Origin of the sequence: Aeromonas sp. QDB23 (genome assembly GCF_027707745.1) — a bacterium.
Lineage (GTDB): Bacteria > Pseudomonadota > Gammaproteobacteria > Enterobacterales > Aeromonadaceae > Aeromonas > Aeromonas allosaccharophila.
Genome location: NZ_JAPCJA010000069.1, coordinates 1 through 20,135 on the forward strand (window position 1 = coordinate 1; position 20,135 = coordinate 20,135).

Genomic DNA, 20,135 nt, shown 5'->3' on the forward strand with positions numbered 1-20,135 from the left:
TTTCGCTACGCTCTATAAAAGCCAGGCTGGCCAACTCCTGCAACTGGCTGCGAGGTGCGCCACTGGCAAAGCCGAAGTCGTACTGCTCCAGCGTTTTGACCACGGGTAACGTGGCCAATTTGAGCAAGGTCTGGCGGGTGCGCTCGGTCCTCAAGGTCTGCTCTGCGTGCAGCAACCACTCCAGATAATCGGCGAAGCTCGCCTCCTCGTTGGCCGCCTTCTGAGCTAGTGTTGACCACTGGGCAGCAATCCCTTCCAAGCGCAGCGCCTGACTCAGGGCCATCAGGCGTTCATGCTGCAAGTTCATACGTTCACCTCCAGCAGGTCTTGGTATACCGATAGCGGATGCTGCAAGCTCTCCAGCGGCATGGGGCGCGCGGTGGCCGTGGTGCCGGGACTAACGGGTAGCGCCTGTGGCAGGGGTAGAAAATGAGGCAGCTCTTGTTGCAATCGGATAGCCGGGACTTCACCGGTAGTGCCATGGCTACGCTGGTTGGCGATGTCTTGCAACCAGGGGCCGATATGGGCATTGGCGGTTGACACATCTAGCGCCAGTCCTGCCTGCTTGAGGGTGGCTGCTAGTGGGGTGACAAAACTGCGTTTGAGGTAGCCGTTGAAGCGCTCGACCTTGCCTTTGGTCTGGGCCCGGTAGGGACGGCAGACGCGGGGGCGAAAACCGAACTCTTCGGCCAAGGCGAGCAGGGCCGGGTGCCAACGATGGTCACCTTCACCGTAGGCATCCCGTTCGCGGATGATGGTGCTGGCATTATCAAATAGCACCTCCTGCGGGACCCCACCGAAGAAATGACAAGCCTCACGCAGTCCGGTCAACCAGGCATCATTACGTTCGTGATCGAAGAAACGGACATAGCTGGCGCGGCTAAATCCCAGGGTAGCAACAAAGGCCTTTAGAGGCCGATTGCCGCGGCGGATAATGGTGAAATCGACCTGCATCTGTTTACCGGGGGCCGTTTCAAAACGGACGATGGTGCCAGAGGCGTCATGGCGCAGAGGCGATAACCAGGCCTTGAGCTGGGAGAGCCCGCCAGTGTAACCATGCTCTCGCAGTTCCCTGAGCAGAACCGTCGCCGGGATCCAGTGTGGCTTCGCTGCCTGGATACGCGCTTGCAGATAGGGTTTAAAAGGATCGAGCTTGGTTGGTCGGGCTGCTCGGTTGGGATAGATTGGCAGGCCCGGGTTGCGCAGATACTTGCGAACCGTGTTACGGGACACCCGCAATTGCTGGGCGATAGCCCGGATGCTCATGCCCTGACGGGCCAACACTCTGATTTCCACTGATAACTCCTGGGTCAACATGGGCGTGGCTCAAAAGCCACGATCTTGGCCCAGGTGGGTCAACTTTACTCCGGCGTTAGTGGGTCATTTTTACATCGGCGGTGACAGCTATGGGAGCGGCGGTTGTTGGATCTGGCAGCGGATACTGTGATTTCCGTTAACTTCTGGGGACGTGGGTTATCTTCCTGAATCCAAAGGCATTGCTTTAGCGACGATGAATAGTAATGTGAGCCCTAATGGTGTTACTCAATAAAGAGTGACAATAGCTCTTTGCAATAACAGCGTGCTAACTTAGCTCACAAAATCGTCAGCAATGCACTTGGAGTACTTAAAAAAATGCTCAAGCTCATTTCTCAACTATTCACCGAAGCAAAAACAGTAAGAAAGGCAGTGGACATATTGTCACGTACTCTAGGGGTTAACCCATCATTGGTATCACGTATGATGGGGGATCTTGGGCCTGAGTGTGGTAACGAACTAGGGCTGATGATTGCAAAAACGGAGGGGAGTGCAACTGATCCTTTCCGCTTCATCTATGAATGTGGCGCACTAATATTTTTCTTCCATTGGTGTTTGTATAAGAGTGCTGGTGACATCAATTGGATGCACCAACATCTAGCAAAACAGGGATTCTTGATTGATCAGATCAGTACAGATACGCATGCGTTAAGTATCGCACAGTCACTACTAGGTGGTATTGAATTACGGGGGTACGACCTGCGCAGATTCAACCAAAACCTCTCTGTCTTTATGGCCGAATATGAAGAGTATCTTGACAGTGATGGCACAAGGGAACCGCCAAAGCTAGTTTTACATTAGTGTAGGGATTGTATGGATTTCTATAGAAAGGCTTCCTTCATAGCGATCATTGTTGTGTTGCTGATCTTGGTGGCAGGTTGAATTGGGGCATGCAGTCGTGGCAAGCCCTCCGATGCCATATCGGCTCTTGAAGCTGGCTGAGGGTCATGGGTAATCAGGTTGCCCGAGATAATGAAGTACAAGGTGATGTCTACGCCAGCAGTCGTCATCGATGACAAGGTAGTACATGCCGGTGGGATACCTGCCAGAGAGGCGGTGCAAAGCTGGTTCTGATACACGCAGGGGCAGGTTATCCCGCCCCTGCTACTAAATTACCTCAGCAACAGCAGAGAGGCTTTGGTCGTTTTCAGTATCCCCGCTGTCGTGCTTCCCACAATGAACTGCCTGATCCGTGAGTGACCGTAAGCCCCCATCACTATAAGGTTGCAACCCACCTCTACCGCATGCTGGCAAACCACTGGCACCACATACCCTTGCAGCAGTATTGCTTCAACCCTGATACCAGCTCAAGACCTATTTGGCTTGTGCATGCGGGCGTTTGGGCTCGTCACTTGCTGACCATCACCCAGTCACATTCCAGCCCCTTGAGTTTCGGGCGGCATAGTGCATGGAAGCCCAACAGTACCACCACAATGGAATTCTTATGGGTGTGCATGGCGTTTTCGATAATTATCGTTCTGTCAGGTATAACTAAGGAAGGTGCGAATAAGTACCCTATGTGCCAAAACTAAAAAGTTTAGCCATTTAATATCAATAATTTAGAATGGTGTGTTTTTGTGCCAAGTGACTTGTTAGCACCTTCCCTAATTCTTGGTGAGTTGGTGGATGTCTCTGAAGCCTGGCTTCGCATGTATAGAGGGCTCGATGAAGAGTAGTGGGGCGATCACTTTATCCTGAATGTACCAATCGAGACTATATGGACATTTTCTGAACGCAACATGGCCTGAAAACTTGCAGTAAAAGAGGGAGATAACGAGTCTCTTCTAGATCAAAAAGCAACCTTAATGATACATCAATCGTTTTTCTTGAACGCTCCAATTGGATCGTATATCTTTATGCTGTGTGTATATACAGCACCACATATTGTGCCATCATTGCAAACTAGGCCGCTATGTAGTGTCTCAGGTGATCCAAACTGAAGAAGGCGTGTTCTGATGGCGTTATACAATCTGTTCATTAGTCATAGTTGGGCTTATGGTGATGCATACGAAAAAGTATGTGAGATGTTGGACTCGCAAGTGTCCACCTATGGCTTTAACTACAAAAATTATAGTGTTCCGAAGAATGATCCCATTCATAATGCTCCAAATGAAGCTGCTCTAAGGGCTGCCATTAGAGCACAAATCCAGCCAGCCTCTGTTGTCGTCATTCTTGCTGGTGTTTATTCAACTTATAGTAAGTGGATAAACATTGAGATTGAGCTAGCTCAGGCCATGGGTAAAAAGATACTTGCTATTGAACCCTGGGCATCAGAGAAAACATCTAAAATAGTGAAAGATTCGGCGGATAAAATTGTGGCATGGAATAGCAAATCTATTGTCGGTGGGATTGAAATCTTAGCAGGAGCAAAATAATAATGCCTGTATTCATTAGCTACCGACACAAAGATAGAGATGCTGCACTTGGTGTAGCTGCTGTTATGCATCAGTATGGAATTAAAACATATCTTGATGTTTTAGATCCCCAGTCCCAAACTACAGATCAAATCACAGACGTTATTACAACTAGAATGAAGGACTGTTCTCACCTCATTGCTGTTGTATCAGAAAATACAGAGGGGTCTTGGTGGGTCCCCTTTGAAATTGGTGAGGCGACTATTATTGACAATCGCATCGCGACTTTTCAGGTCGGATATGTAACTCTACCTGAATATCTTAAGAAATGGCCTAAAATGACGACAATGGAACATTTAAAGTTATTCGCGATTGCTTACAAAGCTGACTACCCGCTTGCGTTTAATCGTAAACTAGGAGGAGAGAGCGTTTCTACTTCATCGAGAAGCTCTGAGCAGTTCCATTACAATTTAAAGAGAAATCTTGGTCAGATTTACTAAACATGAGGGGCTTAGCCCCTCTATTATTTACAGAAATAAAATGATAAGCCAAGTAATATGTACATGATGCCAAAACACAACGGTACATAATTTTCTACATGTGTTAATGGCAGGTACTTCTTGTGGTCTTTGCCTTCACCCATAGCTACCCACTCACCTTTGAAAAGAGCCATGGGCATGACACGCTCCATTTCATGAATAACAGCAAATTTACCACTATTTAGTTGGCGATAGGAGTAGACAACCCTCCACCATACATAGCAAAGAGCGATTACTGCGCCAAATGGTAAAAGGCCCACCAAGCCATCCGGTAAGATCCTTTCCTTGAGCATTACAGTAAATGCTGTGATCAAGGCTGTGTGAACACCGACAAAAAACGAGTTAGCTAGCATTCTACGAGCGCTAACTCTATCTGCCATATCAACAAACATTTTATACTGTTCGAAAAGATGCTTTTCGTACTCTTCACCGTATGTGCTTTTTAGTGAAGATATGAGATTTAACTTGTCTCCCCCCATGTGAGATTTCATATTCTTGAGCTCTTCACAGGTACAAGCTTTTTGTTCAGCCATATAAATCACCAAGTATGCCAATATCTGTAAATATATACCATATAAACACTTTGAATGACTACATAAATTTATTTATTTTTAGGTGGCGCGATTGTAATTAAAAAGGTAACAATGAAGGTTAGTTAGGGGTGGATATATTTAGACAATATACAACGAACGAGGAGTTAAATTAAAAAATTGTTGGGATGTATAGGTTAGTATTACCTTTAATATTAATGATGCCGCGTAATATATTTACCCGTTGTCTATGGTAACAAATCTCTAATATCGCAACCTAACGCTTTGGCAAGCTCATATGCTTTCTCCAGGGTTACATTGACCTCACCACGCTCAATCCGTCCCACATAGCTTCTATCAATCTCTGCCACATGTGCGAGTGTATCTTGCGATACGCCCAATTGAAGCCGTCTATCACGTACAGCATCACCAAATTTTTTTGCTAGCTCTTGCATGTCTCGCCTCTCTCTGGCGAGCACTATCTCTGGTTGTCTGGCTTACGGCCACGGACTATAATCCGCAATCGAGTTTAGATTCCCATTAATTGTTTTCGTTCGAGACCGAGGGTTGCTTATGAGATCCCAGACTGTGTGGTTACCCACCGCGCTCTACACCGCACTCATTCGATGGCAGATGGATGACTTCACTGCGATAGGATTTGTAAATGCCATTTTTGGTGACAAAGCAGAATCGCAGATAGGTCAGCGGCGTTATCGTTATACCTTCATTTATCGGCATCTGATCAAGCTCGTAAATCAGGGACTTCTAAAAAGGAAGCATGTTGATGATGGGAAGCGCTGTTCTCATTTCATCAGGACTCCCAAGTTCGATGAAGTGCATTTCAAAGAGGAATTTATTGGGCCTTGTGCGCTTGTAACGGAATCGGGTAAGGAGCGTAAGTCGGAAACGTATGAATCCGTCCTGGAAGGGCTGATCGCAAGAGCACAGCACTACCGTAAGGGGTTGCAGGAATGTGATTCAATGCTCGCTGAGTACCAGGAGTTAAGAGCGGACTTCTCCATATTGGATCCAGCGATTGAAATGGCCATCAACAATACCGTTGCAGAGAAACGCGATTTGCGGGGCAGGCTGGAGGCCGTGGAGAGGCTTTTGAGGGGGTTGATTGCGTTTAGAAGTGCCTCTTGATGAACGGCCAGAATCGATAGACGTGTCTCAGAATCAAAGGGCTAGTAATTTCAAGCCGTTATCTATCAGCAGCTAAAGGAGAATCAGCCATTGCTTGTATTAGCAACGCTTTAACCTTATGTCCAAGATCAACATTTCGTTTGCTCGCTGACTCATGTGTTAGTGCTTGGCTCAGAATATTCAGAGGCCCGATCAAGTAGACCTTTTCTACGGCTCGTGTAATCGCGGTATAACACATTGTTCGATCAATATTTGGGGCCTTATCCAGAACAATGATGACTTGCTTAAACTGTGAACCCTGACTCTTGTGAATCGTCATAGCATAAGCGTGGAGAAGGGCATTGATTATATCCAACGAGATCTCTCGTTCTATGCCGTCATCCCATAGAATCTTGCCAAAGCTATACAAAGGCTCATCGTTGTCATCATTATTTATAATTTTCATTACGTTGTAAACTTGGCAAATGGTTCCTATGGAACCATTCATCAGGTCATGAGCATAAAGGTTGGAGCAACACATTACTTTGTCATGTAGTTTAAACTCAGTATCTAAATAGTGATTTGCTTCTTCTATAAATACCTTTAATGGTTTACTGTTATTCAATGCTACGCAGCGTTTATTGATATCATTAACCATTTTAGTTGTAGCGCAAATTATTTGTGTTTCATCAGGTTGTTCTAAATATATTGAGACTGCTCTCTTTTGAATTGCATTGGCTCCATTGATATCAATATGGACGACATCATCGTAGCTAAATGTTGGAAGAATACCATTACGGATAGAAGCTGAAATAGCAGGGATGTTTGAGTGTTTATCTTGTCGACGAACCTCTGTTAATGTGATTTTTGGAATATCGTGCATTGGCACTAGTTCATGGAAAACAAGACCGAAATCTACAGGTGGAAGCTGCCCAATATCGCCTAACATGATTACATGTGCAGAATTAGGAACACATCTCAATAGGCGGTACATACTAGGCAAGTCTACCATTGAGCTTTCATCGACAACAATAACAAGTTGTCTGCCTTCATAATTATTAGCATTGAAGTTTTTAATAAATCTTGCGATAGTATGAGCCTCTTGATTTGTTGCCTCTGCCATCCTTTTTGCTGCTTTGCCTGCAAGTGCGACTTGTACTGGTATTATATCTAACTTATGAAACACTGAATAAAGCGCATCTAATAATGTAGTTTTACCTACACCTGCACCACCATTAATAATTAAAAAGCGATATTTTATAGCCCCAAAGATAGCTTCTTTTTGAAGAGAGTTTAAGTTAAAACACTTTTTACTTTCGTATTGATTGATATAAAAGTTTATCCTTTTTTCATCGATGGATAATTTACTTGGGTTTGTGATGAGGTTCACCAATCGCTGAGCAACATATGCTTCCATGGTGAAAGCACCAGCGCTCTGTAATTCATTGTCACCAACATCAAGGATATTTTCACACGATGTGGCGAGTGCGAATGCTTGATTAACATAGCACTCTGTTTTCTCTTGATTATTGGGGATATGTAAGAGCTGTTTCAGCCATATGTCTAGATCATATCGTGTTGCTAATGTACTCCCGCTAGAAAGGTGACAGTACAATGCCTCCTCGGCTGCTGCTACGAGCCTAATAGGAGCATCCAATTGAAATCCTAGAGCCACTGAGATTCGATCACATTCATTAAAATCAACACCAAACGCTAATAATCGGTAAGGGTCTTCGCTTACCTTACTTATGGTTTCCTGTTGATAATAATCTGATACCAAAAATGAGGTGGATACTGATAATCCCAAATGTGCATTGCAGAAACGCATAGCATCAATATTTATATAGCTACGCCATGCATCGATAGTATTTTTTGCGGTGTTTTCACTTAATATCTTACGCAGGCTTACAATATCACCATTGTCCAAGATTTCAAATAAGGACTCACCAAATGTAGACCATAATGTACGGGCTTTTACTGGGCCAACACCTTTAAATCTGGCGTGACTGCCTAACATGATTACGATTTGCTCCCCTGATGGCCTAATTAGATCTAGGTATTGAGGGGTGATTACAGTGAGAATGCCTCCGTGCTCTACACGTCTACTATACTGCTTTTTGACAGCTAATTTAACCAATGCACCCTTCGCTAATATTAGTGACAGGCGATCACTGTTATTTTCAACTATGTGAATGATGTAATTGCGCTTGTAATTGCAATTACGTAGAGTGTCAGGATCTATCTGCACAGCATGAAATGAGCGACCTTTTCTGGATGAATATGGTGGTCTCGTGATGCGAAAAAACTTCTCTTGCTCGAAGTCATTCATCTAGGCACCCGCTTAAATATTTCTAGCAATTCCATACGATGCTGTTCTCGATGTGAATTTGATTGAAGAGATTTATATTCTTGCTTTAAGCCTTCTAAATGAGATTCAAGTTCTGCAACCCGTAGCTGTAATTGGCGAATCATTTTATCTTTCTCTTGAATGCTCTTTTCTTGCGGGCTGTATCGCTTTGCGGGTGCTTTTGAAGTATCCCTAGCCTGGTAGGGAAGCTCCTGCAAGGTATTCTGCTCAGCTAGCCATTGAGCCTTACTTTTAAGGTACGCAACAATGTACTTATTTTGGTAATAGCTAGAGCGAGATATACCAATCTCTTTTATTATGGCAGTTGCATTTAAACTGCCATTTTCTATGAAGTTTTGCCATTCAGCAAGGTCAAGTGGCCCGACCAAATTAGCCACCTTAACAAGATTTTCACGCGCCTTGGCATGCATTTTATCAAGTTCAAAATCTTCCAGTTCATGGCTAATACTGAATGCTTTATTCATTTTTTAAGATCTTTCAATCTGGCTTTTGTCTTCATAGAGTGTGGGAGCGGTGCTTCCAACTCCTCAATGGACATACCTCTACTTGTAGCATTGGCGAACCATCGAACAAAAGTCTCATCATAGTCAGCTAATAGTTTTTTTAACTTGATATTTTCTTCTTTTATTTTATCAAGTTTTGATTGGGTTTCTTCTGCACGCCTGCCGATATCTTCTAATATGTTGCTACTTTGATTGGCTTCTTTATAAGCCTTAACGATAGCTTCTTTTTTTGACAATGCTTGCCGAGTAAATCCTGTCTCCTGTTCTAGTTCCTTCCAAGTGACTTTATTCTTCCCACTGCGGGCAGCTAGGATTACGATGAGTTTGCAGAAGTCTTGTTCTAGTGCCGCTGTAATTTGTTTCTGTTCTTTTTTCATATTGCAACGCACCCATTATTACCATTAGGGAAAACTTGCACTAATTCACCATCTGAAATTGAATTATCCTGCTCAATGGCGAGGGCTATACGACAACCATTTAATAGTTCTTCATGAGAGCGTAGCCAGTTATTGGAACCATGATATTCAGCGTCAACTGCTGCTTTAACATGTTGAATTCGAGTTTCTTGTTCAGCTTGAAGTTTTTGTAAATGGATGATCTCTTCCTGATTTCCTTTTATACGATAATACTCAGAGCATCCACGGACGCATGCATAGTATTTTCCACATGGAGAGTCACTATAGTCATGTTTGCATAAGCCAATTGCAGTGATGAGTGTTGTACCAATGTCTTCTATCGTTTCAAGAACCTCATCACGGTCAACCAGTGTAAAGATCACGGATGCCTCTTTTGCTTGCTCTGGTGTTATATTTGAGGCGGCAAAGAGTATGTCTGCGTTATCCATGACTCTTTTAGCTGGATTAGTGTGGTCATAGGCTACATTGTCTAGAGTATACTTTCGCCCAAAGTATCGAGCAATCTCTATAGGGGTTACTGAATCTGAGAGCTCTAGCATAGTGTCTAGAAAGTGACGGAATTGATGTGATGTCAGCCGGATCTGCTCACCTTGAAAGCACAGATTTTTGCGTTCAAATACATTTTGTATACCCACTTCAGGACGACCCGCTATATAGTCATATATTTGAGTATATGATATCATTCTGAATTCCCAAGGCTCAGTTCTCTTAATAGAATGATGACGCTGATGTTGGGTAACAAATATTAGTTTATCCAGTGAGTTTGCTACAGTTAATGCTGAAATCTGTTTCCATAACTGTTCGATAGACTTCTGCGCTAATGAAAATGTTTTTTCCTTTAAGTCTGCTGAGTGGAATGCGACAGCAATTTTACCTGTATTTGGATTCCGTTTATTCGTCAGATTTATATTTCTTTTGTTTAGATAGGAAGTGAGACTTGGACGTGATGACCAGTTTAATCTTTCCCAAGTATCAGTGACAAACAACTCACAATCCTCAGTGATAATTGGGAAGAAGTCGTATTTCCCATTAGCAACGCATTTAATCGTGTCACGTACAGGTGCTAATATTTCAAGGGCGCTAGTCAGACCTTTCTTTAGGATTGGTAACAGGCTTTCGGTTATTGGTTTGGTTTGATATCCAGCCCCCTTTTTGGCTCGGTAGCGGATCTCATTAATGGATAATATGTCCATTTCACCTGTGAAGACGTTTTGCTCCTCAACCTCCCTAACCTGTAAGCAGTCGACATCCAGGCAGATCACCTCATCAAATCGCAGACCCGTTGCAAACATGATTTCTACCATAGCCTGAAACAGTGCATCATCACCTTCTAGATTAGAGTTAGAAAGTGTTGCTACTGCAATGAGACTTTCATGGGTAGGTAGCTTCTCATGCCGTTTGGTAGTTGACTCAAAATCGATTCTTGTATCACTCGCGGTATGGATTTCTCCGCGTTTAGATGACTTTTTGAATGCAATTTTTTGGATGGAGAGCCGCTTCTGGTTAATGAATTTCGCAATGGATTCTAGTCTCTGACCAATACGGTAAAAGGTAGAACTTTCTAGTTTATCGTGTGCTTCCGCCTCTGCGACTTTGAAGTCATAAGTAGTCAGAGTGCTTGTTGTAATATTTCTTTTTAGCATCGCATTATCTAAATACCGATATGCAACAATATAGAAATTGAGTGTTCCTACATCTTTTGACTTCTCAATTTGCAAGGCTGAAACATGACATTTAGCTATGTCAGATAAATCTAGATTGTGAAATGCCTTCATGGCATCACGTGATGATTTAACTTTTTTACCTAGATTGTTATCTCGACTAAAATTGACTGATATATTATTTCCAGATTTTCTAGCTTGAGTCTTACAAATACCTTTAGCATCCCAGCTAAGGGCTCCCCACTCCCAACCTTCTAATGTTGCAAAGGGAGTATTTTTTTTGTAAAAGTGAACTAATTGTTCCAGATTGCTACCAGCATCTACACCAGTTGATGGCAATAATTGTAGGCTAGTATTCATAGTTCACCCCTGTCAAACATATCAGCAAACTTGCGAGCAGCTAAAAAGTTTTTATGTTGTAGAATATTTATGGCGTGAGCATCACCAAATGCTGTTTTTACTTCCTCTACCATCGTATCTACAACTGCCTTATGGTCAACGTCTTCAAAGGCTTCTAGAGAAGAGCAGTTGTAACAAGAAAGTGGGGGGGGGTTGCAGAGAACATGGGGTCGCGCTACCGCAGCTACCAATTTGAACAAGATTTAGATTTTTCGATGGCGCGAAAATACCTTGTCCTCGCTTAGAGGCATTATCAGGCGTGACAATTTTACCTGCAAATGCATCGAGTATATCCATGGCCTCACTTCGCAGTACATCATCTAGTTTTTTGGCAACAGTATGTGATTGTCTATAATAAACTTCTAGTTGTTGTAAATCGCTATGATCCATTAGTTCAGCAACAACAGACATAGGAGTGCCTTTGGCGATTAATCGTGAGCAGAAGGTTTTACGAAGTCTACGGTTGGTTACCTGGAAGTCCAGTCCAACAGCTACTCTGAACTGGTTGGTGATGTACGATATCTTGGTGATTCTTACTTGGCGCTTAACCAATTCATCTCTAACACTATAGTACTCTGAGATAACAGGCCAATCATCAGTAATTTTTGTACCTAGTATATCTTCGTAACGTGCTTTCATTAATGAAAGTAGTTTTGCAAGTGTTTTTGTTATGGGGCGAATTTTATATACATTATTATTGGCCTGCCCTCTTTGTTTTGCCCTCAAGACTTTTAGTGTGTATACACCTTTGTCTGAGAGCTGTAAGTCAGAGAACTTCAGCCTCATCACTTGGATATTTCTCATGCCAAGAACCTGGGCGCATTTCAGTGACACCAATCCCTGTAATGAATGCGTGGTTAGTGTTGCTGGAGAAATGGAGTTTAATGTGGAGATGAAGATGCGTTCTTCCTTGATCGTGAGTGGGCCACGGTCAGGGATTTCCATAATGACATCAAGACCTTTACCTTCGTCTGTACCAAACTTTATACTATCTAGGTAGTAATCATAAAAGTCTTCATCAAAGTGTGGGAGGCCTTCTTCGACACACCATTTATACATCATTCTTAAAATAGATTTAGTGCCCGCACTGCGTTCAGAGTTCATAAACTCTCTGTAGATTTCTTGTATTTTTTCAGAAATGTTTTCTGCTGCAATATCGTCAGGGATGTTTAGTAAGCGCCAGCATTTATAATGTGAGAAAAGTGCATAGTTAGAGTAGATATGACAAGCATAAGAAATCCATGCGCGAGCATGTTCTCTTAGTTGATGAGGGATTTTGTCAAAGTGTATGGTCTCCCTCTCCGGTTCCAAAAATATTTTACTTTGTGTTAAATCCAGTTGTTGGCCTGACTGACTTACAGGGTATGGGTCATAAGCAAATTGTAGATGCTGGTCTATTTGTACCAACATAATATCGTTTTTATCTAATTTTTTTGTCGGCATAGCCAGCACCTCGGCAATCATATTATGATAGTTTTCTATGTGATTCCATTTCAGCATGAAGTTGGTTTAGAACTAAGTTGCATTGTTCCATTATTGAACCAGTTTCATATATTAGACTACTATCTGAGTTATACGTCCACCCCCCAACATTATTTTTTAGCTTTTTCTGTTGAGCTGCATCAATTCCCATTTTGGTGAGCATTCTGTCAAGATTTTCAAAGAGGGTATGTCTTAATTTATGCGGGTGGATATCTGACAACTCTAAAATCTTATTCTTAATACTTGAGAAAACATCATCCAGTGCTGCTATTGATAGCGGATTATGTGGTTTGGTTGTCGCTAAGAGTAGATAAGGGCTCTTCATAGCTGAGTCGCCAAGAGATTTTCTGGCCTGTTTATATTCATCAATCAGTGATGCTAGAGGAAATGAAATAGGTATGATCCGGCCAACTGTTTTTTCGCGAGGTGATCTACCACGAGGATCGTTATGCTCGACATTCTGTTGTGTCAGGATAAATGGGTAAACTCCATGTACCAGCTTGCTCGTATGGCAGTTTGATGTTGTAAGTGATAGCAGTTCACCTTTCCTAATTCCTGTTTCTAAAAGTAATCTAAGAATTAGCTTGTTACGTAACTGAGTAGCTTTATTCCAGCCAAGCAAACTTGGCATTTCCATGACATCATACAGTGTTGCTTGTTGGACTAATGACAAACCAAGGGCGCGGCCTTGAGCTGTCTTTGGTCTTCTCAGCTTGGCTAGTTTTACTTGAAGTTTTTCCATCATCTTGGGTATTTGATGGAATAGAGGATCTGTATTACGGCGCTTGGAAATTGCTTTATCGGCTAAAAATTGAAAGTAAACCAATACTAGGTCAAGGCGTTGATTGAAATAATCAGGACTAACAATATCTGGCCGGAGGGGTCTTGCTCCGTTGATATCGTATGAGTGATGCTCAAGGTGTTTGAGAAAACTCTGGTATAAGCCCGTATCAGCAAACCCTGTGTCAGCAACAATTTCCGCTAGATCTACTTTTAGCATTGCTGCCCATCGTTCGATATGGATTAGGTGGTTTGCATTATTCTCCTGTGTTTTTTCCGCACCATACAGGTGTGTCAGTGTGAACTCACATAGCCTTGGGATGGGGAGTCCTCTCTCATCAACGATTAGATACTTACGTTCATTGTACTGCTTCATGTTGACGGTTCTGAGCTTCACTGCATCATTCCTTTACACTTTTAGACACCTATTCCTAATGTATACTCCGAGCTTTCAGAATGAGCAATCTTTACATGTTTAGAAATGAAAAAACCCCGAAATATCGGGGTTTTTAGGCATTTTGCTTTACAAGACGCTTTACAATTTAAAAAATCCGGCCCTAGAAGGGGATATCGTCGTCGAAATCCATCGGCGGCTCGTTATATACCGGCGGTGCAGATTGTGGCTGCTGGGCAGGACGGCCATAACCGCCTTGCGGCTGCATGATTTGCTGCGGAGCCGGCGCCGGGCGCTGCTGGTTCATCGGCTGCTGGGCAGGCATGCTCTGCTGCGGCTGACCCCAGTTACCCTGGGATTGGCCACCCATGTTCTGGCCCATGCCCTGACCGCCTTGCGGACGGCCACCCAGCATCTGCATCACGCCAGTGAAGCTGTCGACCAGCACTTCAGTGGTATAGCGCTCCTGGCCGCTCTGATCTTGCCATTTGCGGGTTTGCAGTTTGCCTTCGACATAGACTTGGGAGCCCTTCTTCAGGTACTCGCCAGCCACTTCGGCCAGTTTGCCCATGAAGACAACGCGGTGCCATTCGGTACGCTCTTTCTGCTCACCGGTCTGCTTGTCGCGCCAGGTTTCAGAGGTAGCCAGAGTAATGTTGGTCACAGCACCGCCACTCGGCATGTAGCGTACTTCCGGGTCTTGCCCGAGGTTACCGATCAGAATGACTTTATTGATGCCTCGACTGGCCATAATCTCTCTTCCACCTTTATATTCCGGCCAGACTGAAAGCCTGGGCCAACCAAATGAGTTACCGCGCTTTTATCTTTCCCCATGTTGTTATCATATTGAACAACATAGTTTTTCTATATCCGTTGCAGCAATCAGGCTGATGTTTATCCATTACCTGGCTCACGTTTAGCCCCCAATAGTAACAGTTGATCACTCCGCGGGCGAGCGGTTGCTGGCATGGATTGAGGGTGGGGCCCCCTGCTTGGTCAGGGGATGACGGCGCTGTTGTTCATCGTGAAAAAGGATGATGGCGATAGATAATGCCTGTCTATTCATCCAGTAGTCTCTATGCCATACTGACTCGCTCAGGTTTCTGTATCGAGCGTGCAACAAGATGGAAAAGATCGTGGTCCGGGGTGCTCGCACCCATAACCTCAAGAACATCAATCTGACCCTGCCCCGCGACAAGCTGATCGTGGTCACCGGCCTCTCAGGTTCGGGCAAATCCTCTCTGGCGTTCGATACCCTCTATGCAGAGGGGCAGCGCCGCTATGTGGAGTCCCTCTCCGCCTATGCCCGCCAGTTCCTCTCCCTGATGGAGAAGCCGGACGTCGACCATATCGAGGGACTCTCGCCCGCCATTTCCATCGAGCAGAAGTCCACCTCCCACAACCCGCGCTCGACTGTCGGCACCATCACCGAAATCTACGACTACCTGCGTCTGCTGTTTGCCCGGGTCGGTGAGCCTCGTTGCCCGACTCATGCCATTCCACTCGCCGCCCAGACCATCAGCCAGATGGTGGATCAGGTGCTGGCCCAGCCACAGGGGAGCAAGTTGATGCTGCTGGCTCCGGTGGTGCGCGATCGCAAGGGGGAACACGCCAAGCTGCTGGAGAATCTGGCAGCGCAGGGCTACATCCGTGCCCGCATCGACGGCGAGGTGTGCGATCTCTCCGACCCGCCCGCGCTGGAACTGCACAAGAAGCACACCATCGAGGTGGTGGTGGATCGCTTCAAGGTGCGCGATGACCTGGCACTGCGGCTGGCCGAGTCGTTCGAGACGGCGCTGACCCTCTCCGGTGGCATCGTGCAGGTCGTGCCGATGGATGGAGAGGAGGGGGTTGCCCCCATGACCTTCTCCGCCAACTTCGCCTGCCCGGAGTGCGGCTACTCCATGTCGGAGCTGGAGCCGCGCATCTTCTCCTTCAACAACCCGGCCGGTGCCTGCCCGACTTGTGACGGCCTCGGGGTGCAGCAATATTTCGACCCGGCCAAGGTGATCGGCGATCCTGCCATCAGCCTGGCCAACGGCGCCATCCGCGGCTGGGACAAGCGCAGCTTCTATTACTTCCAGATGCTGAAATCCCTCTCCGATCACTACAAGTTCGATCTGGATACGCCGTGGGAAGATCTTCCGCCGAAGACCCAGGAGGTGATCCTGCGTGGTTCCGGCCGCACCGAGATCGAGTTCCGTTATATGAACGATCGCGGCGATGTAGTGGTGCGCAAGCACCCGTTCGAGGGGATCCTGCACAACATGGAGCGGCGCTATCGGGAAACCGAGTCCAACTCGGTGCGCGAAGAGCTATCCAAATACATCGCCAACAAATCCTGTACCAGCTGCGGTGGCAGCCGACTGCGGGAAGAGGCGCGTCATGTCTTCGTCGACAACCGCAACCTGCCCGCCATCGCCGAGCAGTCTATCGGTGATGCGCTCGCCTTCTTTGAAGGGTTGAACCTGACCGGCCAGCGCGCCCAGATTGCCGAGAAGATCCTGAAAGAGATCGTTGAACGACTCGGCTTCCTGGTGAACGTCGGCCTCAACTACCTGAGCCTGTCGCGTAGCGCAGAGACCCTCTCCGGTGGTGAAGCCCAGCGCATTCGGCTGGCGAGTCAGATCGGTGCCGGTCTGGTAGGGGTCATGTATGTGCTGGATGAACCTTCCATCGGCCTGCACCAGCGCGACAATGAGCGGTTGCTCAAGACCCTCACTCATCTGCGCGATCTTGGTAACACGGTGATCGTGGTGGAGCACGATGAGGATGCCATTCGCCTCGCCGACCATGTGCTCGATATCGGCCCGGGCGCTGGCGTGCACGGTGGCGAAATTGTTGCGCAGGGCACCCCCCAGCAGATCATCGACAATCCGGAGTCGCTGACCGGTGACTATCTCTCTGGCCGCAAGCAGATCGCCATCCCGGCCGAGCGCACGCCGCTCACAGGCAAGTGGTTGAAACTCAAGGGGGCGAGCGGCAACAATTTGCGTAACGTCAACCTGGATCTGCCGATCGGGGTGATGACCTGCGTCACCGGCGTCTCCGGCTCCGGCAAGTCCACCCTGATCAACGACACCCTGTTCCGTATCGCCCACCGTGAACTGAACAAGGCGACCGAGTCTACGCCTGCGCCCTATCGCAGCGTCGAGGGGCTGGAGCATCTGGACAAGGTGGTGGACATCGATCAGAGCCCCATCGGTCGTACGCCGCGCTCCAACCCGGCCACCTATACCGGCCTGTTTACCCCGATCCGCGAACTGCTCTCCGGCACCCAGGAGGCTCGCTCGCGCGGTTACCAGCCGGGCCGTTTCTCCTTCAACGTCAAGGGCGGTCGCTGCGAGGCGTGTCAGGGGGATGGGGTCATCAAGGTGGAGATGCACTTCCTGCCGGATGTCTACGTGCCTTGCGACGTCTGCAAGGGCAAGCGCTATAACCGCGAGACCCTGGAGGTGAAATACAAGGGCAAGAACATCCACGAGATCCTCGACATGACTGTGGAAGATGCCCGCGAGTTCTTCGATCCGGTGCCGGCAGTGGCGCGCAAGTTGCAGACCCTGATGGATGTGGGCCTCTCTTACATTCGCCTTGGTCAGTCAGCGACCACTCTCTCTGGCGGCGAGGCGCAGCGTGTCAAGCTGGCGCGGGAGCTCTCCAAGCGGGATACCGGTCAGACCCTCTATATTCTGGACGAGCCGACCACCGGGTTGCACTTCCACGACATCCAGCAACTGCTCAAGGTACTGCACCAGTTGCGGGATCGCGGTAATACCATCGTCATCATCGAGCACAACCTGGACGTGGTGAAAACTGCCGACTGGATCGTCGATCTGGGGCCGGAGGGGGGGGCCGGTGGCGGCCGAATTCTGGTGACGGGGACGCCAGAAGAGATATGCGGCCATAAAGAGTCTCATACAGCACGTTTTTTGCGACCGCTATTGACCAGATAAACCGTTATAATCGGGGGGCCTTTGGCCCCTTTTTACTATGAAGATCGGGAGCCTGCAGGTGCGGCTCGTGTGATGCGGGCAGGCTGGGTATCACGGCATCATGGTAATGGATATATCGGGTTATGGCTCAGGCTCCGCGCACGATTGATCATCAGTTGGCTTACTCCATGTTCCCCATCTGGCTGGGGGCTATCCTGCTGCTATTGTTCCTGCTGGCATGGGCCCAGATCCCGGCGGCCACCCGGATTGAAGAGCAGCGCATGAAGGATCACCTGCTGCGAGTTAGCCGGGTGGTGCAGTCCGATGTTGCTGCTCTGGATGCATTCAGTCGGGATTGGGGCATCTGGGATGATAGCCACCGCTTTATAGGCAACAGGAACAGGATGTACATCGAATCCAATCTGTTCAACGACATGCCAATGCGGGATTTTAGCCTCAACCTGATGAGCTTTATGGATCTTGGCGGCCACGAGATCTGGACTCGTACCCTGCTGCCCGATGCGCCCGGGATCAATCCTGATCAGTTTCCCTATTTTCTCGACGAGCTGAAAAAGCAGTTAAGAGGAGCGTCTATGGCGCAGGGAGGGGCCAACCTGCATGGCATTCGAGCCTCCCAGTGGGGGCCATTGATGTACTCCTGGCAGCCGATCAGAAACAGTGACGGCTCTGCGCCGTTCAACGGTTTTTTGCTGGTGATGCGTTGGCTCGACACCGCTTATCTCGAGCAGGTATCGCAGCGAACCGAACTGCCACTGGCGATCTCCCATACCAATCTGGATGTCACCGCCTCCTTCAAACCGTTGAAATCGCAAATGACCTATCGCCTGATTGACCTGGGGCTGGATCGGCTGAGGGGAGAGGTGCGGCTGCTCAACAGCGATAACCTGCCGGTGTTAACGCTGGTCATCGAGGAGGAGCGCAAAGTATTGGGCAGTGTGCTGGAAGGGGCGCTCTGGACCTTTGTGGGCATGCTGTTCATCAGTTTTATCTGCATCATGATCGCCATGTACCGACTCAACAGTATTGTGCTTACCCCGTTGCAGCAGCTGGTTTCAGCGTTGCAGCGTTTTGGCGATCGGCCAGATGCCAATTTGATCCCGTTTATCGACAGCAGTGCCGAAATGGCGACCTTGAGTGGCAAGTTCAGGGAGATGGCCAGCAAGGTCAGCCAGCAACACGATGCGTTGCTGGAGCGATCCTGTCAGATGGAGATGGCGGCGTTCACCGATCCCTTGACCCGTTGCTTCAATCGCCGTTATTTGGATGGCTGGTTGCAGGCTAACGGAGCCAAGCCTTGTTTGCTGTTGCTGCTGGATCTCGATCATTTCAAACGGATAAATGATCGATTTGGTCATGACATCGGGGATCTGGTGTTGAAGCAACTGGCTGAACTGCTGCGCAAGCTGGTGGTGAGTGAATCAGAACCGATTATCCGGCTGGGGGGAGAGGAGTTTTTACTGTTGTTGCAGGTGGATAACGAACAGGAGTTGGCGCTGCGAGCCGAATACCTCAGGCTGCGTGTTGCCCAGCACCGCTTTGGCTTCGAAGACAGGCCGCTATGGTTGACGGTGTCGTTGGGATACTGTCGCTATCCGTTGCATCCTGAATGTCCGGATTCATTCTGGAGCCACAGTTTCAAGCTGGCTGATATGGCGCTCTATCAGGCCAAGCTGGGAGGGCGCAATCGGTGGTGCGGGTATGGCGGTTCCCCGTCTCCTGGCGATGTGATGGGGCAGACCCCGGAACAGCTTGTCGAAGGGGCGGTTCTCACACGATACTCATCTGCAAGCCTTGATTAACCGTGTTTTACCAGGACCAGATAGGCCAGCGCGACAATAAAACCGAGTAGGATAAAGAGAAAGGATCCGATTCCCCACACGGCCGCGAGAAAGGCCCCCACCTTTTGCCATCTCGACTCATTCTTCATAAATAAACCATTACTTCCCAATAACTTGCGTGGCGCAAAAATACGCTGATTTACCCATCTTAACAACAATTAATCGCTGTCCTACATGGTTGTAAGGCGTCATTGATATGCACCTTTTGGCGTTGGGTGCGGGCGGCGCTGGTATCCAGGAATGGGCATGGCGGCGTGTTATCTGGGGTGAGCGACAAGATTGGGATGGCGCGCAAAGATGTCACAGCAATCGATTTATTTCTGTGCAACTTTTGCTTCAGGTCAATAACTTTGCATTTACAAGGGCATATAGTCAGCGGGCTTACAGCATCAAATGAAAACAAAACCTGATTACCCATGATTAGCAGTCAGTTACCACGAACTATACTGATCTTACGTACAGTTATCGAGGTGCGAGAT

Annotated in this window: 19 protein-coding genes; 7 read left to right on the top strand and 12 right to left on the bottom strand. The window is 47.3% G+C overall.

Translation table 11 applies throughout. The features are described 5' to 3' along the window. The coding region (locus tag PG888_RS20420; RefSeq protein WP_270694198.1) for an ATP-binding protein at nucleotides 1-307 on the bottom strand (307 nt) is incomplete at its 3' end. Further along, nucleotides 304-1,317 carry an IS21-like element ISAeme17 family transposase gene (gene istA / locus PG888_RS20425; RefSeq protein WP_101880927.1) on the bottom strand — a complete coding sequence of 338 codons (1,014 nt, stop codon included), beginning with the start codon at nucleotides 1,315-1,317 and terminating at the stop codon, nucleotides 304-306. The genes istA and PG888_RS20420, both read right to left, overlap by 4 nt. A 315-nt stretch (nucleotides 1,318-1,632) precedes the next feature. On the opposite strand from istA, the gene PG888_RS20430 reads away from it, so the two are divergent. Together PG888_RS20430 and PG888_RS20435 are read left to right on the top strand one after the other, a co-directional pair. Next, the gene (locus PG888_RS20430; RefSeq protein ID WP_128821499.1) at nucleotides 1,633-2,115 is read left to right on the top strand and encodes a hypothetical protein; all 483 of its coding nucleotides are present in this window, start codon (nucleotides 1,633-1,635) and stop codon (nucleotides 2,113-2,115) included. 171 nt (nucleotides 2,116-2,286) lie between these two features. Continuing rightward, nucleotides 2,287-2,388, top strand: coding sequence for a thioredoxin family protein (locus PG888_RS20435; protein ID WP_234829615.1), 102 nt, complete (start codon nucleotides 2,287-2,289; stop codon nucleotides 2,386-2,388). A 38-nt stretch (nucleotides 2,389-2,426) separates the two neighbouring features. On the opposite strand, the gene PG888_RS20440 is transcribed toward PG888_RS20435, so the two are convergent. Beyond that, a complete protein-coding gene (locus PG888_RS20440; RefSeq protein ID WP_306373346.1) occupies nucleotides 2,427-2,582 on the bottom strand; it encodes a universal stress protein in 156 nt (51 codons plus the stop codon). Nucleotides 2,583-3,269: 687 nt separating this feature from the next. On the opposite strand from PG888_RS20440, the gene PG888_RS20445 reads away from it, so the two are divergent. Then, nucleotides 3,270-3,689, top strand: a complete 420-nt coding sequence (locus PG888_RS20445; RefSeq protein ID WP_270694194.1) for a TIR domain-containing protein — start codon at nucleotides 3,270-3,272, stop codon at nucleotides 3,687-3,689. A 2-nt stretch (nucleotides 3,690-3,691) separates the two neighbouring features. Then, complete coding sequence (locus tag PG888_RS20450) at nucleotides 3,692-4,168, top strand: toll/interleukin-1 receptor domain-containing protein (protein WP_010676168.1); 477 nt, start codon at nucleotides 3,692-3,694, stop codon at nucleotides 4,166-4,168. A gap of 23 nt (nucleotides 4,169-4,191) precedes the next feature. Here PG888_RS20450 and PG888_RS20455 read toward each other — a convergent pair whose 3' ends face one another. Both PG888_RS20455 and PG888_RS20460 read right to left on the bottom strand, forming a co-directional pair. After that, on the bottom strand, nucleotides 4,192-4,740 hold the full coding sequence (locus PG888_RS20455; protein ID WP_270694190.1) for a RipA family octameric membrane protein: 549 nt from the start codon (nucleotides 4,738-4,740) through the stop codon (nucleotides 4,192-4,194). A 245-nt stretch (nucleotides 4,741-4,985) separates the two neighbouring features. Further along, a complete protein-coding gene (locus PG888_RS20460; protein WP_010676170.1) occupies nucleotides 4,986-5,192 on the bottom strand; it encodes a helix-turn-helix domain-containing protein in 207 nt (68 codons plus the stop codon). A 118-nt stretch (nucleotides 5,193-5,310) separates the two neighbouring features. On the opposite strand from PG888_RS20460, the gene PG888_RS20465 reads away from it, so the two are divergent. Next, nucleotides 5,311-5,883, top strand: coding sequence for a hypothetical protein (locus PG888_RS20465; RefSeq protein ID WP_270694189.1), 573 nt, complete (start codon nucleotides 5,311-5,313; stop codon nucleotides 5,881-5,883). A gap of 58 nt (nucleotides 5,884-5,941) precedes the next feature. Here PG888_RS20465 and PG888_RS20470 read toward each other — a convergent pair whose 3' ends face one another. The 7 genes from PG888_RS20470 to PG888_RS20500 form a co-directional block, all read right to left on the bottom strand. Then, nucleotides 5,942-8,191, bottom strand: coding sequence for an AAA family ATPase (locus PG888_RS20470; protein WP_270694188.1), 2,250 nt, complete (start codon nucleotides 8,189-8,191; stop codon nucleotides 5,942-5,944). After that, on the bottom strand, nucleotides 8,188-8,694 hold the full coding sequence (locus PG888_RS20475) for a hypothetical protein (RefSeq protein ID WP_010676173.1): 507 nt from the start codon (nucleotides 8,692-8,694) through the stop codon (nucleotides 8,188-8,190). The genes PG888_RS20470 and PG888_RS20475 overlap by 4 nt, the downstream gene beginning before the upstream one ends. After that, nucleotides 8,691-9,110 (bottom strand): hypothetical protein, encoded by a 420-nt coding sequence (locus PG888_RS20480; RefSeq protein WP_005895563.1) that lies wholly within the window; start codon nucleotides 9,108-9,110, stop codon nucleotides 8,691-8,693. The genes PG888_RS20475 and PG888_RS20480 overlap by 4 nt, the downstream gene beginning before the upstream one ends. Then, nucleotides 9,107-11,170 (bottom strand): integrase, encoded by a 2,064-nt coding sequence (locus PG888_RS20485; protein WP_223290127.1) that lies wholly within the window; start codon nucleotides 11,168-11,170, stop codon nucleotides 9,107-9,109. The genes PG888_RS20480 and PG888_RS20485 overlap by 4 nt, the downstream gene beginning before the upstream one ends. A gap of 144 nt (nucleotides 11,171-11,314) precedes the next feature. Further along, entirely contained in the window at nucleotides 11,315-12,673 is a 1,359-nt protein-coding gene (locus tag PG888_RS20490; protein ID WP_270694185.1) for a site-specific integrase, read from the bottom strand. A gap of 1 nt (nucleotide 12,674) precedes the next feature. After that, nucleotides 12,675-13,847, bottom strand: a complete 1,173-nt coding sequence (locus PG888_RS20495; RefSeq protein WP_139245259.1) for a site-specific integrase — start codon at nucleotides 13,845-13,847, stop codon at nucleotides 12,675-12,677. 181 nt (nucleotides 13,848-14,028) lie between these two features. Beyond that, complete coding sequence (locus PG888_RS20500) at nucleotides 14,029-14,616, bottom strand: single-stranded DNA-binding protein (protein WP_270694182.1); 588 nt, start codon at nucleotides 14,614-14,616, stop codon at nucleotides 14,029-14,031. Nucleotides 14,617-14,989: 373 nt separating this feature from the next. Between PG888_RS20500 and uvrA the strand changes: the two genes are divergently transcribed. Both uvrA and PG888_RS20510 read left to right on the top strand, forming a co-directional pair. Next, nucleotides 14,990-17,818, top strand: a complete 2,829-nt coding sequence (gene uvrA / locus PG888_RS20505; protein WP_270694180.1) for an excinuclease ABC subunit UvrA — start codon at nucleotides 14,990-14,992, stop codon at nucleotides 17,816-17,818. Between the two features lie 122 nt (nucleotides 17,819-17,940). Continuing rightward, nucleotides 17,941-19,617 (top strand): sensor domain-containing diguanylate cyclase, encoded by a 1,677-nt coding sequence (locus PG888_RS20510; RefSeq protein ID WP_270694178.1) that lies wholly within the window; start codon nucleotides 17,941-17,943, stop codon nucleotides 19,615-19,617. The last annotated feature ends 518 nt before the right edge of the window (nucleotides 19,618-20,135 follow it).